Below are 15,737 nucleotides of genomic sequence, written 5' to 3'. Positions count from 1 at the left end.
CGAGTGACATGAGCAATGCGGCACCATACGACTACGTAATCGCCGGAGGCGGGACTGCCGGTTGGATGGCCGCAGCAGGCCTCGCCCGCTTTGCTGCTCCCGGAACACGTATTGCTCTGGTCGAAAGCGACGCCATTGGCACCGTCGGTGTGGGCGAAGCGACGATCCCGCAAATCCATTTATGGCTCAATGCGCTGGGCCTCGACGAGCGCGAATTTCTCATCAAAACCAGGGCCAGTTTCAAGCTCGGCATCGCCTTCGACGGCTGGCTGCGCGAAGGCCATTCCTATATGCACGCCTTCGGCCAGGTCGGCCGCGCACACGGACTGCTGCCGTTCCAGCATTACTGGCTGCGCGCCAAGGCGGCGGGTTTTGCCAAGCCGCTTTCCGCCTATTCGCTGAACGAAGTGGCGGCGCGCAATTTGCGGATGGCGAAAGGACAGCCGGGCACTCTGCCCTATGCCTATCATTTCGACGCCGGGCTTTATGCGCAGCACCTCCGCGAATATTCCGAAGTGCGCGGTGTGAAGCGGATCGAAGGCATGATCGGCGATGTCGCGCGCGATGCCGACAGCGGCGATATCACCGCGTTGACGCTCGATTGCGGCGTGGTGGTCGAGGGCAAATTCTTCATTGATTGCACGGGTTTCCGCGCGCTGCTGATCGAAGGCGCGCTGGGTGCTGGCTTTGACGACTGGTCGCATTACCTCCCCTGCGATCGCGCCATGGCGGTGGCTTGCGAGAGCGGCGGGGAGTTCACCTCCTACACCCGTTCGATTGCCCGCAAGGCAGGGTGGCAGTGGCGCATTCCCTTGCAGCATCGCATCGGCAACGGGATGGTTTTTTCCTCCGCGCATATGTCGGAGGACGAGGCGGCGGCGACCTTGCTCGCCAATCTTGACGGTGCCCCACAAGGCGACCCGCGCCCGATCCGCTTCACCACGGGCAAGCGCAAGGAACACTGGAAAAACAACTGCTTGGCACTCGGCCTTGCTGCCGGTTTTATGGAGCCGCTCGAGTCTACCAGCATCCATCTGGTGCAAAGCGCGGTCAGCCGTTTCCTGCAGGTTCTGCCCGGCACAACCGACACGCAAGCGGCGCATAATTGGTTCAACAGCCAAGCCGAATTCGAATGGCAGCGCATCCGCGATTTTCTGGTGCTGCACTACACCGCCAACCAACGCGAGGGCGAGCCGTTTTGGGACGAGGTGCGAAATATGGCACTGCCCGACACGCTCGCCGCCAAACTCGATCTGTGGCGCGCCACCGGCTTTATCCACCGCGAGCATGAGGAGCTGTTCACCGAAGTCGGGTGGTTCCAGGTGCTCGCCGGGCAGGGTGTCGAGGCGGAGAGTTACAACCCGATGGCGGACAGTCTGCCCGAGGCCGAGCTGCGCCAGATGCTCGACCAACACGAAGCCGCCATCATCGGCCAGGTCCGGCAAATGCCCGGCCATATCCAGTTTCTGCAAAACTATGCGAGCGGGCCCAATCCCCGCGTGGAGGTACCAGCATGACACACCGCAAACGCCCGCAAACCGCGCTCGCTCTGGCGCTCGCCGCGCTGGCACTCCCCGCCTGTGCGACTGCGCAGCAGCATGACCATATGGCTCATGGCGATCACGCCGAGCACACCGACCACGCTGCGCAAACGCCCGACTATCTCGACCGACTGCCGTCCGATGAAGTTATCTACTTCGTGCTGCCCGACCGGTTCGAGAATGGTGACACCAGCAATGATACCGGCGGTTTTGCAGGCACCCGGCTTGAGCACGGTTTCGACCCGACGCATCGCGGCTTTTTCCAAGGCGGGGATCTCGCCGGTCTGACCAGCCGCCTCGACTATCTCGAAGGGCTGGGCATTACCGCGATTTGGTTTGCGCCAATCTTCCAGAACAAGCCGGTACAGGGCCCTCCGGGAGACGAGAGCGCGGGCTATCACGGCTATTGGGTCACAGATTTCACCCGCCCGGACAGCCATTTCGGCACGCGCGAGGAATTCGCCGCTTTCGTCGAGGCGGCCCATGCGCGCGGCATGAAGGTCTATATGGACATCATCACCAACCACACGGCGGATGTAATCCGTTACGAGGAAGGTGACGACACCGGCTATGTCTATCGCAGTGTCGCCGACTTCCCCTATTCGCGCCGCGGCGGTGTGGATGGCGAGCCGATCAATGAAGGCTTCCGCGGTCACGAGGATTCGAGCGAGGAGAATTTCGCCCGCCTGACCGATCCCAGCTACGCCTACACGCCTTATGTGCCAGAGGCCGAGCGCGACGTGAAGGTCCCCGCCTGGCTCAACGATCCGATCTATTACCACAATCGCGGCGACACGACCTTTACCGGCGAAAGCAGCCGCCAGGGCGATTTCGTCGGACTGGACGATCTGTTCACCGAACACCCCTTTGTCCGGCAGGGGATGATCGACATCTATTGCGACTGGGTGGTCAACACCCGCATCGACGGCTTCCGCATCGATACCGCGCGCCATGTCGATCCCGGCTTCTGGCAGGTGTTTGTGCCCGCAGTCGAGGAATGCTCCGAAGCGGCGGGCATTCCCAATTTCCATATGTTTGGCGAGGTCTACTCGGATGATGCCACCGCCGGATATATCGCCGAATACACCCGCCGCGACCAATTGCCCGCCGTGCTCGATTTCGCCTTTGCCGCCGCCATGCGCGAAGTGCTGGGCAGCGGGGAAGGCACCTATGTGCTCAACCGGCTGTTCGATGGCGATGCGCTGTATGAAGGCGGGGAGGAAGCCGCGCTCAACCTGCCGACCTTCCTCGGCAATCACGATATGGGGCGCTTCAGCACGCTGATCCGCGAACGCCGGCCGGATATTTCGTCCGAAGAGCTGTTGCAGCGTGTGATGCTCGGCCATGCCATGATGCTGACCCTGCGCGGTTCGCCCACGATCTATTACGGAGACGAGCAGGGCTTTGTGGGTGACGGGAACGACCAGCGCGCGCGCGAGCCGATGTTCCCCAGCCGCACGGCGGAATATAACGACAATGATCTGATCGGCACCGATGCCACAACGGCAGAGGCGAATTTCGACACCGCGCATCCGCTGTATCAGTTGATCGCGGAATTTTCCGCCATCCGCCTCGCGCATCCGGCGTTCACTCGTGGCCGCCAGCAGGTGCGCCATTACGAGCAGGAACCGGGCATTTTTGCCGCTTCGCGCTTTGATCCGGACACCGGGCAGGAGTATCTCTCGGTTTTCAACACCAGCGGGGAAGCGCGCAGCGTGAATATCTGGGTCAATTACGATGCCACGCGGCTGGAAACGCTGGCGGGCGCTTGCCCCGCCGAGGTTTCCGCGCCGGGCACCGCTGCCTTCACCGTTCCGGCCTTTGGCTGGGCCGTGTGCCGCCTGCACGAGGATGCCGAATGATCGCCGAAGCAGCTCTTGATACGCGGCCGGAAACCGCTGCCGCTTTGCCGTGGTGGAAGGGCGCGACGATCTACCAGATCTATCCGCGCAGCTTCATGGATTCGAATGGCGACGGGATCGGCGATTTACCGGGTATCACGTCGCGTCTGGAGCACGTGTCTAGCCTCGGCGTCGATGCGATCTGGATCAGCCCGTTCTTCACCAGTCCGATGAAAGATTTCGGCTATGACGTGTCGGATTACCGCGATGTCGACCCGATTTTTGGCACGCTGGCGGATTTCGACGCGCTGGTCGCGCGGGCGCACGCGCTTGGCCTCAAAGTCCTGATCGATCAGGTCTATTCGCACAGTTCGGATGAGCACGAATGGTTCACCGAAAGCCGCGCCAGCCGCGATAACCGCAAGGCCGACTGGTATGTGTGGGCCGATGCCAAGCCCGATGGCTCGCCGCCATCGAACTGGCAGAGCGTGTTCGGCGGCCCCGCATGGACGTGGGATGCGCGGCGCGGGCAATATTATCTGCACAACTTTTTGAGCTCGCAGCCGCAGCTCAATATGCACAACCCGCAGGTGCAGGATGCGGCGCTGGGCACGATGCGCTTCTGGCTGGAACGCGGCGTGGACGGCTTCCGCATCGATGCGTTGAACTTTGCGATGCACGATCCGGCGCTGACCGACAATCCGCCGGCGCCTGCAACCGATAAGCCGCGCACGCGGCCGTTCGATTTCCAGCTGAAGGTCAACAACCAGTCGCACCCGGATATCCCCAAATTCATCGAGCGCATTCGTGCGCTGACCGATGAATTCGACGCGGTGTTCACCGTTGCCGAAGTGGGCGGGGACGATGCCGATGTGGAGATGAAGGCTTTCACCAAAGGCGATACGCATCTCAATTCGGCCTATGGGTTCGACTTCCTTTATGCCGAGAAACTGACGCCGGGCCTCGTATGCGGCGCGCTGGCGCAGTGGCCCGATGCCGATGGCGTGGGCTGGCCGAGCTGGGCGTTCGAGAACCACGATGCCCCGCGCGCGCTAGGCCGCTGGTGCGCGCCTGAAGAGCGCGACGCATTCGCCCGGATGAAGATGCTGCTGCTGGCCTGCCTGCGCGGCAATATCATCCTTTATCAGGGCGAAGAGCTTGGCCTGACGCAGGTGGATATTCCCTTCGAGCAGCTGCACGATCCCGAAGCGATTGCGAACTGGCCGCTCACGCTCAGCCGCGATGGCGCGCGCACGCCGATGCCGTGGGAACATAGCGCGTGCGGCGGGTTCGGCTCGGCCGATCCGTGGCTGCCTTTGGGCGAGGAAAACCGCGCGCGTGCGGTCGCCTTGCAGGAACGCGATACAAACTCGCTGCTGCACCATACCCGCGCCATGCTCACGCTCCGCAATGCGCATCCCGCGCTGCATCACGGGGCGGTGACGCGCTGCGACGCAGTGGGCGATCTGCTGGTTATGGAACGCCATGCCGATGGCGAGAGCGTGCGTATCTTCGCCAATCTTGGGCGCTCCGGGCAACCGCTCGACCCCGCGCAAACCGACGGAACGCAGCTTGCCGCCGTCAATGGCGCGACCGCACAAACCCTTCCTCCCTTTGCAGCCCTGGTGGTGAAATTATGAAACTTGCCCGCTTTGCCCTCACTCTCACCGCTGCTTTGCTCTCGACCAGCGCGCTGGCGCAGGAAGTCACTTCGCCCGATGGCCGGATCGTCGCCACGCTCACCGCCAATGGCGAAGGCGTGCCGAGCTATTCGGTCAGCTTCGACGGGCAGCCGGTGATCGAGGAATCGACGATCGGTTTCACTTTCACCGACGCCAATCCGATGCGGCGCGGCTTCGAAGTCGTGAGCGAAGTCACCAGCTCCAGCGACACGACGTGGGAGCAGCCTTGGGGCGAGCGGCGCTATGTCGTCGACCGGCACAACGAACTCGCCGTGACCTTCCGCCAGAATGACGCCGAAGCGCGCGAGCTGACCGTGCGGATGCGCGTATTTGATGACGGCGTTGGCTTCCGCATGGAATTCCCCGAACAGGCGAGCCTGCCGGTCGCCAATATCGCCGAGGAGCTGACCGAATTCCGCATTGCCAGCGATGGCGAGGCTTGGTCGATTCCCGCAGGCGACTGGAACCGCTACGAATATCTTTACGAACGCACGCCGATCAGCGCGCTTTCCACCGTGCACACGCCGGTGACGATGGTGCTGGAAAACGGCACGCATTTGTCGTTCCACGAGGCGGCTCTGGTCGATTATTCGGGTATGTGGTTGCGGCGGATGGAAGGCACGCGACTGCGCGCGCAGCTTTCGCCCAGCCCGCGCGGGCCCAAGGTTGTGCGCGAAGGCGCGTTCCACACGCCGTGGCGCACGATCCAGATCGGTGACGGGCCGGATGATCTGTTCAATTCCAGCCTGATCCTCAATCTGAACGAGCCCAATGTGCTGGGCGATGTCAGCTGGTTCGAACCGCACACCTATATCGGCATCTGGTGGGAAATGCATCTCGACGAGAGCAGCTGGGCAAGCGGCCCCAACCACGGCGCGACCACCGAAAACGCCTATCGCTACATCGATTTCGCTGCCGAACACGGCTTTCGCGGCGTGCTGATCGAAGGCTGGAATGTGGGCTGGGACGGCAACTGGTTTGGCAATGGCCGCGATTACAGCTTCACCGAGGCCTATCCCGATTTCGATATCGAAGCGGTCGCCGCCTATGCGCGGGAGCGCGGCGTGCGGATCATCGGCCACCACGAAACCGGCGGCAATATTGACGTCTATGAACGCCAACTCGAAGACGCGATGGCGTTTTACGAGCGGCTGGGCATCGATGCGGTCAAAACCGGCTATGTCGCCGATGCGGGCGGCGTGATTGCTCCCGATGGCGAGGGCGGCGAGATTTTCGTCTGGCATGACGGGCAGGAGCAGGTGAACCATCACCTGCGCGTGGTGCAGGAAGCTGCCGAACACCGGATCGCGGTCAACCCGCACGAGCCGATCAAGGATACCGGCCTCCGCCGCACCTATCCCAACTGGGTGAGCCGCGAAGGCGCGCGCGGGGCGGAATATGATGCATGGGCCGTGCCGAAAAACGGGCCGGATCATGTGCCCGAACTGATCTTCACGCGGATGCTGTCCGGCCCGATGGACTACACCTCCGGCGTGTTTTCGCTCGAAGGACGCGGTGCGACAGAGCCGGATATTCCCTCCACGCTCGCCCGCCAGCTCGCTTTCTACATCGCGATCTACTCGCCGATACAGATGGTCGCCGATCTGCCGGAGAATCTTGAGGCATATCCCGAAGCACTCGACTTTGTTCGGCGCGTTGGCGTCGACTGGCACGAATCCATGCTGATTGAAGGCGCGGTCGGCGAATATGCGGTGATCGCCCGGCAGGTACGCGAGGGTGAGACGTGGTTCGTGGGCGGCGTTACCGACGACCAGCCGCGCGACATCACACTGGCGCTCGATTTCCTCCACGCCGACACCGAATATGTCGCCACGATCTGGCAGGACGGCCCCGATGCCGACGGGCTGGGTGACAACCGCCACGATATGGCCGTCAGCACCGTCACCGTGCGGCAGGGCGATACGCTCGACCTGCATATGGCGCGTGCGGGCGGCTTCGCGGTCGAGATCGCGCTTTCGGGCGAATGATCGGACGGCTCCTCGCCGCGCTAGGAGCGCTTCTGCTGGCGGCCTGCGCCACGGTGCAGCCCGCCAGCGAAGCGCGGCTGATCGAGCGCGGGCCGTTCGCGGTGCAGGGCCTGCCCGACCAGCGCCTCTCGATCTGGCTACCGCCCGGCTATGACAGCTCGGCGCGCCGATATCCGGTGCTGTATATGCATGACGGGCACAATCTGTTCGATCTGGCGAATTCCAACTTCAACAAGATCTGGGCGGCGGATGCGGCGATGCTGGAAGCGGTCGCCACCGGCACGGTGGAACCGCATATCATCGTCGGCATCTGGGCACCGGGCGCGGATCGTTACCGGCAATATCTCCCGGCATTTGCTGGCGAAGAGGCCGAGGGCGCGCTCGCGCAAAGCATCACCGGTTACGCCAATGGGGAGGTGCTCTCGCAGCGCTATCTCGAATGGATGGCAGACGAATTGCGCGCCCAAATCGACGCCGAATTCCGCACGCTGACCGGCCCTGCCAACACCGCCATCGCCGGATCGAGCATGGGCGGCATCAATTCGTGCTGGGCGATTGCCGAGCGGCCTGATGTCTATGGCCGCGCCGCCTGTGTCTCCTCGCACTGGCCGCTGGCTGATCCGACGCTGCCGCCGGTCGAAGGCGACCAAGCTCGCGCGCTCTGGAGCGCCTATTTCGCTGCCAATCTCGGCGCGCCCGCCGGTCGCCGGATATGGATGGACCACGGCACCGCCACGCTCGACCAATATTACGCGCCCTACCAAGCAAGCGTCGATGCCGACTTCCGCGCCGCTAGCTGGGTGGAAGGCGAGCACTTCCGCTCCGAAGCCTATGAAGGGGCCGAGCATGAGGAAAACGCCTGGGCCGCACGCTTGCCCGAAATCTTCCTTTGGCTATTAGCGAGCGAATGAGCGCGCCAAAGCCACCTCACATTGTTGTCCTTGGCGGCGGCAGCGCGGGCTGGATCACCGCTTGCCTGCTCCACCACCGCTGGGCGGAACGCGGCGGGAGAGTTACCGTCGTCGAAAGCCCCGATATCGGCATTATCGGCGTGGGGGAGGGCTCTACCCCGCAATTGAAAGCCATGTTCGACCATCTCGGCATTGCCGAGGCCGAATGGATGACCGCCTGCGATGCGACCTACAAGCTGGGCATTCGCTTTACCGGCTGGAGCGAGCGGGAGGGCTTCGAAAGCTATTTCCACCCGTTTCCCGGCCCCATCGATCTGCACACCGAACCGGCCTTCACCCACAATGTGATGCTGGCGCGGCGCGGGGCGGACGTGCCCGCGCATCCCGACGAGTGGTTTCTGGCGAGCGTACTCGCCGAAGCGGGGAAGGGCGCGCGGCCTTCGGAAATGTTCCCCTTCGGCCCGTCCTATGGCTACCATTTCGATGCCTACAAACTTGGCGCGTTCCTGCGTGACTGGGCGGTGGCGCGCGGGGTGATGCATCGCCCGCTGACGGTCGAACAGGTCGAGTTGGGCGAGACCGGCGATGTCGCCGCGCTGCTGTGCGAGGGCGGGGAGCGCGTTACCGGCGACCTGTTCGTCGACTGCTCGGGTTTCCGCGCGGTGATCGCGGGCGATGCAATGGGCGGCGAGTTCCTGCCCTTCGCCGACAACCTTTTCAACGACCGCGCCGTGGTGGTGCCGACCGGGCGCGTGAGCGCGTTCAAACCGCAGACCGAGGCGGTGGCGATGAAGGCGGGCTGGCGCTGGCACATCCCGCTCACCACGCGCACAGGCAATGGCTATGTCTATTCGTCCAAATACATTTCGGACGAGGATGCGGCGGCGGAATTGCTCGCCTCGGTTGGCCTCAGCGAAGGCGAGGCGGAGCCGCGTTTCCTGCGCATGAAAGTCGGGCGGATGCACGAGAGCTGGCGCGGCAATTGCCTCGCGGCGGGCCTCAGTCAAGGCTTTATCGAGCCGCTCGAAGCGACCGCGCTGCACATCGTCATCGCCACCGCGCTGGAATTTGCCGAAGCCTACGAAGCGGGCGGTTTCACGCCGCAGCACCGTGATGCCTTCAACGCCAATATCGGTGCGCGCTATGATGCGATCCGCGATTACATCGTCGCGCATTACCGGATGAACCAGCGGTCGGACACGCAATATTGGCGCGACAATGCTGCGAACCAGAACCTGTCAGACGGGCTCAAGGCGATGATGACCGCGTGGTTCACGCATCAGGATTTGGCGCAAGCGAACGCCCAGCAATACCGCATCCAGGCCTATGCACCGATGAGCTGGCACGTGCTTTTTGCAGGCTACGGGACTTTCCCTCCGGCGGACCGGTTGCAGGCTTTGCCGCAGGGCGTGAAAGCGGCTGATCTGGACGGGGTGCGCGAATTGCTCGGCAAGTCTGTCGGGAATTTTGCGGCAGTGGATTGGAACTAGATTTCCGTTCTTAGACCGCAAAAGCCCTTCCCCTTGGGGAAGGGTTGGGATGGGGGTTCCACGCCAGTGATGTCGAACCCCCACCCCCGACCCCTCCCCAAGGGGAGGGGAGTTACTTTTCGACTTCCCTCACAATTCCGCCCGCACAACCGCATCCCGCCCCGGCTCCAGCCGCTCGCCCTTCCATAAGCGGTGCAGGCGATTGCCCAGAATATCCCCCGGCCCCGAAACGAATTGCGGGTTCCCGAACGCCTCCATCACCGCATATTGCTTGGCCAAAGCCCGCCGGTCCTGCGCCACGACGGGCCGCAGGAAGAGACGGATCGCCGCTTGCTTGAGCCAGCCGGGGGCGAGGCCCTTGGGTGTCGAGAAGCGCGCGAAGGGGGTGAACGTCCCCTCGGTCGCGGGCGTGAATATCGCGGTGACGCACAGGGTCAGCTTCTCCGGCCCCTCCCACCGCGCCTGTACCGTGGTGGGCGGGTAATAGCGGGTGACGCTGCGCTCGCGGTCTTTCTCCAGAAAGCGCGACATCAGGCCCAGATCGGGCTGCGTCTGCTTGATCGCCATGTCGATCCCGTCATCATGCGTGGTGACGACCAGATCGACCGGAAGCCGCTTGTCCCGCCGCCGGATAAAACCGTGATGCAGATGATTGGTGTGGAACGGATCCATCACATTCTCGATGGCATCATAAGCGCGCCCGTCCCAAGTGCCCTGCTGCCACCAGAAATGGTCGAGATCGGGATTGCCGAAATCGGGGGGGAGGGGCGGCTCATCAGGCGCGTCGTCCGATAGCGTGACAAAGATCGCGCCATGCCGCTCGGCAAGCCTGACCGGTTGGGCGTCGAGGCGCTTGTCCGGCTCGTCCAATACGCAACCCGGCACCGCGACGCAGCGTCCCGCGCCGTCAAACCGCCAGCCGTGATAGCCGCACTCGATCGCACCATCGACCATGCGGCCTTCGGACAAGGGATAGTTGCGATGCGGGCAGCGGTCGATCAGCGCGGCGGGGCCATTGGCGGTGGCGAACAGCACGAGGGGTGTACCGCAGACGTGCACCTGTCGCACGAAACCGGGGCGAAGATCGCGCGAGAGTGCCACCATATGCCAAGCATTGCGGACGGCGTCGGGGAAAGCGCTCACGGCAGTTCCTCGCCGTTCCATTCGATGTCCCTTGTGGTGGCAGAGGTCGTTGATATGCCGTGCCTCAGGCCGCTCAGCGCAAAGCCCGCAGCATCGGCAAGCGCGCCTATGATCGGCATCCGGTCCCCCGGGCGGGAAATGGCATCGCGTCCGTTTCGCATCGTCTCGCGCCACTCTGCCACACGACCCGAACGCAAGGCCAGAGGCAGGCCGAACACGGCCATGGCAGGGGCGAGATAGGTCTCTTCGGGTGGAGCGGCGGGCATGGGCTGTCCATCAGCCATAACGCGGGCGAGTGCGCCCGTTCCGGCGAGCATATGCACACCGCTGGTGGCGCGCGGATTGCACTCGATCAGCCAAGGTGTGCCGGTGTCGTCGACGATGGCGTCGCAGGCGAATTGTCCGGTTAGTCCGGTGCTTTGGGCGAGTTTTTCGGCAATAGCTTTCAATTGCGTCCACAACCCACTGGAAACCGATGAAAAAGCGAAACTCGCCCCGCCGCCCAGCCGCCATTGCGATTGGTATGCGCTGAACGCTTTCACGTCGCCATTTTGCGCGACGGCGTAGAAGCAGGCTTCGCTCCCGAAGATGCGCCTTTGCGCCATCATCGGCAAACCTCTATCAAGGTTTAGGTTTAGAATTTCGTTTGCAGTCAGGTCAATAAGGGTGCTTTCTCCAAAACGGCTGTAGGTGGGCTTGAAAACCCATTGCTCCGGCTCATTGGCGAAGCGTGCGCAATCCTCAGGTGATGTCAGCAGAAAACTCTCCGGCGCGGGGATGCCCCAATCCGCGCAGGCAGAGGCGAAAGCGTGCTTGTCGTGCAGCTGTCGAAGAGTAGCTAGCGGCGGGGCAAACAGGCGGCCCGCCAGCGCCTCCTCCAGACCTGGCGCAGCAAGGTGGAACACCTCCTCGCAGGTAGGCACCACCAGTTCGGGGTCGAGGCGATGCACAAGTACTTTGACCGCGCGCTGAAAACTTGCCGGATCATCCACTGGCGAGGGATAGCAATGCATGGTCAGCGGCAGGTTTGACCACTCCACCATCCGCACCTTGCGGCAGTCAGCGCAATGCACCTCCCACCCCGCCGCAAGAAAATCGCGCACCAGATCAAGCGCCGCCGCCGCGCGCGCGCCGGTGATGAGCACGCGCCTAGCCATCGTGCCAGGCGACCTTGTGGCGCTTGGGGCCGTCTTGCATGACGGGCTCGCGCAGCAGCTCGACATCAACCGGCACCAGCTCCGCCAGCTTCGCCCGGGCTTTGGCCGCAGCCTTGTCCGGCGCGGCGGGATCGATAGTCAGCACAACGCCTTGCGGGCTGCCAATGGCGCGCCAAGCGTGCTTGCCACCCAGCGGACCCTCGACCGCCTTGACCACTTGGGCAGGCACAATCGGCGAGTTGCGCGGATAGTGCCAGATATCCTGCACGCGCCCCTGCGGCGGCTTGATAGCGAGGCCGTTTATCCCGCAGCGGCAGCGTGTCCGGCGGGGGTCGATCTCCACCACGTCGTCGAGCAGCACCCGCACGATGGGCTGGCTGCGACGGTGCAGATCGGTGACGATCAGGCGGTGACTGGCGGTGCCTTCGATATTCACCAGTTCGCATTCGATCGCATGGTGATTGGGGTGCAGCCGGCCATGCGCGCATTCCGCGCCGAGAAAGCCCTCTGTCGCCTGATAGATCGCGCGCGGCGTGATGCCGAATTCGAAATGCTTGGCCAGAAAGGCCTGTTCCTTGGCGCTCATCGGCTCGCTGCCGTAGAACAGGTGCCGCAGACGCGGAATGGCCGCTCCCGCTTTGGCAAGCGCCAGCAGCCGGTGGGGAGGGGCGATAAGGATTGTGGGGGCAAAGTCCTCCAGCGCCGCCTTGGTTTCCGCCATATCGGCCTCCAGCGGGAAATGCCGGAAGGCGATCCTCCTGCTGACGACATCCTCATAAAGCGCGCTGTTCGCCCGCAAATGCAGCGCGATGCGCTGGCGTTGCAGCAGAGCGCTCGCGGGAAGCAGCCGGGCGAGCGACTGGCCGATATAGTCGGCGCGTTCCTCCGGCGAGGCGACGAACAGGCCGCGTGCCCCTCCGCCGGTGCCGGTCGACCAGCCTGCGGTGAGGCCGTCCGCAATCTCGCCCCGTTCGGCAGCATCGGCCATCGCGATCAAATCGTCATGCGACAGTCCCAGCGCATTCCACCTACCGTAATCGGCGCGCATTTGCGCAGGTTCGACGACCGGAAACGCGCTCAATGGCCTTCCCGCATATTCCGCCAAAGCAGGGGTTGCTGCGAGCGCAGGCTGGAGCGCCTCCCATTTCTTCGTCCGCAAATCCGCCAGCGCCTTTGCGTCCAGCCGCATCGCCCGCTTCGTCCGCCACCAGCTGGCGAGGATCGCGCTAGTCCGCATCCTCGCCTCTGAATGCGGCGGCGGCGATGGGGCAGTGCGAGGGGAGGATTGCGAGTTCGGCATTCCCCGCCCGCGCCGCCGACAGCTGCGCCAGTGTTGCGCGATAAGTCGGCGTGTGGCCCAAGGAGCCGGTCACATAGCGCGGCGGCGGGATGCCGCCATCCAGCGCGCGCGATGTGTAGAGCGCATCGCCCGCCAGCAAGACAGACTGTCCAGCCTCGGTCATGAAAGCGAGTCCCCAGTGCCCCGCACAATGGCCCGGCAATTCCACCGCGAGCAGCGAGCCATCACCCAGAATATCGCGCCCCCGCGTGAAAGGCGCAAAGGCCGAGGGCAGGGCGACTTCGGGCGCGTCCTCGAAAAAGCGCGCCTGCCCGTCCATCGCCTGCGGCACCAGAGCGGAGAGCAAGCCCTTTCGTACCCGCGCAAGCCGCCCCCCACTGCGCAAAGCCTGCAAACCGGCGCGCGCGCAATACATCGGCAATCCTGCCATATTGCGCGCGCCCGCGACATGGTCGCCGTGGAAATGCGAGACGATTAGGCCCGCCAGATCATCTTCGGCAATATCATGCGCGGCCAGCCACGCCCGCCATTCCTCGCCCGCGCCGATCGTCACCGGCGTCATCCAGCGATAAAGGCGTTCGGGGAAGGGCTCTGTGGCTTCGACGAAAGCTGCGTCATAGCCGGTGTCGAACAGGAAAAGTCCGCGCTCGGGATGCGCGATCACACCCACCAGCGCGGGGAAATCCACCGGGCACAGGGTGCCGCCCTGGATCATTCCGAATTCGGGATGGCGGCACGATCCGCGCTCCAGCCAGCGGAAGCCGACGCGCTTCATTGCACTTTCCTCACTTCGGCGAGCAGCGTTTCGAGCGCGTCATATCGCGGTTCGTAACCCAGCATCGCCTTCGCGCCCGCAAGGTCGAATGTCTGCGAATAGGCCATGGTGGAGAGCGTGTAGCGGGTGATCGGTGGTTCCTTGGCGGAGCGAAAAGCGCGCGCGCCATATTCGAGTACGGTCGCCAGCGCGGTGGCGACGGGCACGGGGAGGTCGACCAGTTTCGGCGAGGTGCTAATCGCATCCGCCACTGCTTGCGCGACCTGCGCCACCGGCATCGGCTTTCCGCCCGAAATGTTGACCGCCTTGCCGCTGATCGCTGCGCACCGCTCCGCCGCTTCGCATACCGCCCAGGCGACATCACGCAGATCGGTCATTTCAATGAGCGCCCGTCCGCCACGCGGGAAGGGCACACGCGGGCGCTGCGCGATTTCGATGAGGCGCGGCATGATGACCCGGTCGCCTTCGCCCACCAGCGCGCGCGGGCGGATGGCGCAGGTGGCGAATTCCTCGCTCGCGGCGGCGAAGACCATGCGCTCGGCGGCAAGCTTGGTGCGGCCATAATGGTTGAGTGCGGGCTCGGCAGGCGGTGTGGTCTCGGTGATGCCGACCTGATCCTCCAGCCGTGCGTAGATCGATGGGGAGGAGACGAAGGCGAAGCGGCGCACGCCTGCATTTCGCGCCGCCTCCAGCAAGCGCCGCGTGGCGGCGACATTGGCCTTTTCGAACAGCTCGGCAGCGCCCCAGCTATCTGCCAGAGCGGCGGCGTGGATGACTGTGTCGCAGCCAGCAACCAGCGGCGCGAGATCATGCTTAGGGTCGCCAAGATCGGCGGGGAGGTATTCTACGCTCTCGTCAAGGAAAGCCGAGCGTCCCGTCGCCCTGATGCTCCACCCGCGCGCTTTCGCTTCGCGCAGCAAGGCCCCGCCTAGCCCGCCGGTCGCGCCGGTGATGAGGACTTTGGAGACGCTCACAATTGCACCACCATCGCGCCCGCGCTGATGCCTGCGGCGGTGCCGAGCAGCATGATCCGGTCGCCCGCTTTCGCCGCGCCTCTATCGAGCGCATGGGCGAGCGTGACAGGGATCGAGGCCGCGATCTGGTTGCCGTGAGTGGCGAAGATATTGATCACGCGATCCTCATCGGGCGCGAACAGGCGGCGCACGTGTTCGACACCGGGCGCGCTCGCCTGGTGGCAGATGACACAATCGAGGTCGTCGCGGGTCATCCCGGCATCGCGCAATGCGCCGTCGATCACATCGGGCAAAGCCTTTGCGGCGGCTTTGAAAATGCCGAAGGCGTCCATCTCGAAATAGGAGCCTTTGACCAGCGCCTCATACCCCTCGGTCACACGCAATCTCGTGCCGCCGGAGCGGAGCTGCGCCAGCGCGTGATGCTGGCCGAATGTCACGAACCGGCTGGCGAGCAGCCCTGCTGGCCCGTCAGCGGCTTCAATCGCCACCGCCGCCGCCCCATCGCCGAAAATCGAGCGGGTCTTGGCCACTGCCGGATCGAGGCCTGCGGTCGCGATGTCCGATGCGAACACAAGCGCCCGCCGCCACCGCCCGCAAGCCATCCCCATCGCCGCCATATCGAGCGCCGCCATAAAACCGAGGCAGGTCTGGTTCACATCGAAGCTGCGAATGCCCGACGCGCCAAGGCCGAGCCTGTCCTGCACCAGCGCGGAAGTGGAGGGGATAGGCTGCTCCATTACCCCGCATCCGCCGATCAGCACATCAAATGCGCCGTCGTCCCAGCCAGCCCGCTCCAGCGCCGCAGCACAGGCCGCCGCGCCCATCATGCTGCTTGTTTCGTCCGGAGCAGCGATAGCGCGCTCAGCAATGCCGAATTGCGCCTGCGTCCAGCCAGCCGCCTGCCCGCCCGCTGCATCGAGCGTAGTCGAAGGCAC

General features: G+C 64.1%; 12 protein-coding genes. 6 read left to right on the top strand and 6 right to left on the bottom strand.

The genetic code is table 11. From position 1 onward, the window contains the following. The first annotated feature begins 8 nt into the window (after window positions 1-8). The 6 genes from ACS0VV_RS09070 to ACS0VV_RS09045 are packed head-to-tail and all read left to right on the top strand — an operon-like array spanning window position 9 to window position 9,453. Complete coding sequence (locus tag ACS0VV_RS09070; RefSeq protein ID WP_483532388.1) at window positions 9-1,517, top strand: tryptophan halogenase family protein; 1,509 nt, start codon at window positions 9-11, stop codon at window positions 1,515-1,517. Then, window positions 1,514-3,403, top strand: a complete 1,890-nt coding sequence (locus ACS0VV_RS09065; RefSeq protein ID WP_483532387.1) for an alpha-amylase family glycosyl hydrolase — start codon at window positions 1,514-1,516, stop codon at window positions 3,401-3,403. Before ACS0VV_RS09070 ends, ACS0VV_RS09065 begins: the two co-directional genes overlap by 4 nt. Beyond that, window positions 3,400-5,022 carry an alpha-amylase family glycosyl hydrolase gene (locus ACS0VV_RS09060; RefSeq protein ID WP_483532386.1) on the top strand — a complete coding sequence of 541 codons (1,623 nt, stop codon included), beginning with the start codon at window positions 3,400-3,402 and terminating at the stop codon, window positions 5,020-5,022. Before ACS0VV_RS09065 ends, ACS0VV_RS09060 begins: the two co-directional genes overlap by 4 nt. Continuing rightward, window positions 5,019-7,052, top strand: coding sequence for a glycoside hydrolase family 97 protein (locus ACS0VV_RS09055; protein ID WP_483532385.1), 2,034 nt, complete (start codon window positions 5,019-5,021; stop codon window positions 7,050-7,052). Before ACS0VV_RS09060 ends, ACS0VV_RS09055 begins: the two co-directional genes overlap by 4 nt. Then, window positions 7,049-7,963 (top strand): alpha/beta hydrolase, encoded by a 915-nt coding sequence (locus ACS0VV_RS09050; protein WP_483532384.1) that lies wholly within the window; start codon window positions 7,049-7,051, stop codon window positions 7,961-7,963. The genes ACS0VV_RS09055 and ACS0VV_RS09050 overlap by 4 nt, the downstream gene beginning before the upstream one ends. Then, a complete protein-coding gene (locus tag ACS0VV_RS09045) occupies window positions 7,960-9,453 on the top strand; it encodes a tryptophan halogenase family protein (protein ID WP_483532383.1) in 1,494 nt (497 codons plus the stop codon). The genes ACS0VV_RS09050 and ACS0VV_RS09045 overlap by 4 nt, the downstream gene beginning before the upstream one ends. Window positions 9,454-9,582: 129 nt before the next feature. Here ACS0VV_RS09045 and ACS0VV_RS09040 read toward each other — a convergent pair whose 3' ends face one another. Genes ACS0VV_RS09040 through ACS0VV_RS09015 form a run of 6 tightly spaced genes read right to left on the bottom strand, consistent with a single transcriptional unit; the run spans window position 9,583 to window position 15,737 of the window. Next, complete coding sequence (locus tag ACS0VV_RS09040) at window positions 9,583-10,596, bottom strand: Rieske 2Fe-2S domain-containing protein (protein WP_483532382.1); 1,014 nt, start codon at window positions 10,594-10,596, stop codon at window positions 9,583-9,585. After that, window positions 10,593-11,753 (bottom strand): ATP-grasp domain-containing protein, encoded by a 1,161-nt coding sequence (locus tag ACS0VV_RS09035; protein WP_483532381.1) that lies wholly within the window; start codon window positions 11,751-11,753, stop codon window positions 10,593-10,595. The genes ACS0VV_RS09040 and ACS0VV_RS09035 overlap by 4 nt, the downstream gene beginning before the upstream one ends. Then, a complete protein-coding gene (locus ACS0VV_RS09030) occupies window positions 11,746-12,990 on the bottom strand; it encodes a hypothetical protein (protein WP_483532380.1) in 1,245 nt (414 codons plus the stop codon). The genes ACS0VV_RS09035 and ACS0VV_RS09030 overlap by 8 nt, the downstream gene beginning before the upstream one ends. Beyond that, on the bottom strand, window positions 12,980-13,828 hold the full coding sequence (locus ACS0VV_RS09025; RefSeq protein WP_483532379.1) for an MBL fold metallo-hydrolase: 849 nt from the start codon (window positions 13,826-13,828) through the stop codon (window positions 12,980-12,982). The genes ACS0VV_RS09030 and ACS0VV_RS09025 overlap by 11 nt, the downstream gene beginning before the upstream one ends. Further along, the gene (locus ACS0VV_RS09020; RefSeq protein WP_483532378.1) at window positions 13,825-14,802 is read right to left on the bottom strand and encodes an NAD-dependent epimerase/dehydratase family protein; all 978 of its coding nucleotides are present in this window, start codon (window positions 14,800-14,802) and stop codon (window positions 13,825-13,827) included. Before ACS0VV_RS09020 ends, ACS0VV_RS09025 begins: the two co-directional genes overlap by 4 nt. After that, window positions 14,799-15,737 carry a 3-oxoacyl-[acyl-carrier-protein] synthase III C-terminal domain-containing protein gene (locus tag ACS0VV_RS09015; protein WP_483532377.1) on the bottom strand — a complete coding sequence of 313 codons (939 nt, stop codon included), beginning with the start codon at window positions 15,735-15,737 and terminating at the stop codon, window positions 14,799-14,801. The genes ACS0VV_RS09020 and ACS0VV_RS09015 overlap by 4 nt, the downstream gene beginning before the upstream one ends.

Source organism: Aurantiacibacter sp. KMU-128 (assembly GCF_056933515.1).
This window is presented reverse-complemented; position numbering and strand designations above follow the sequence as displayed.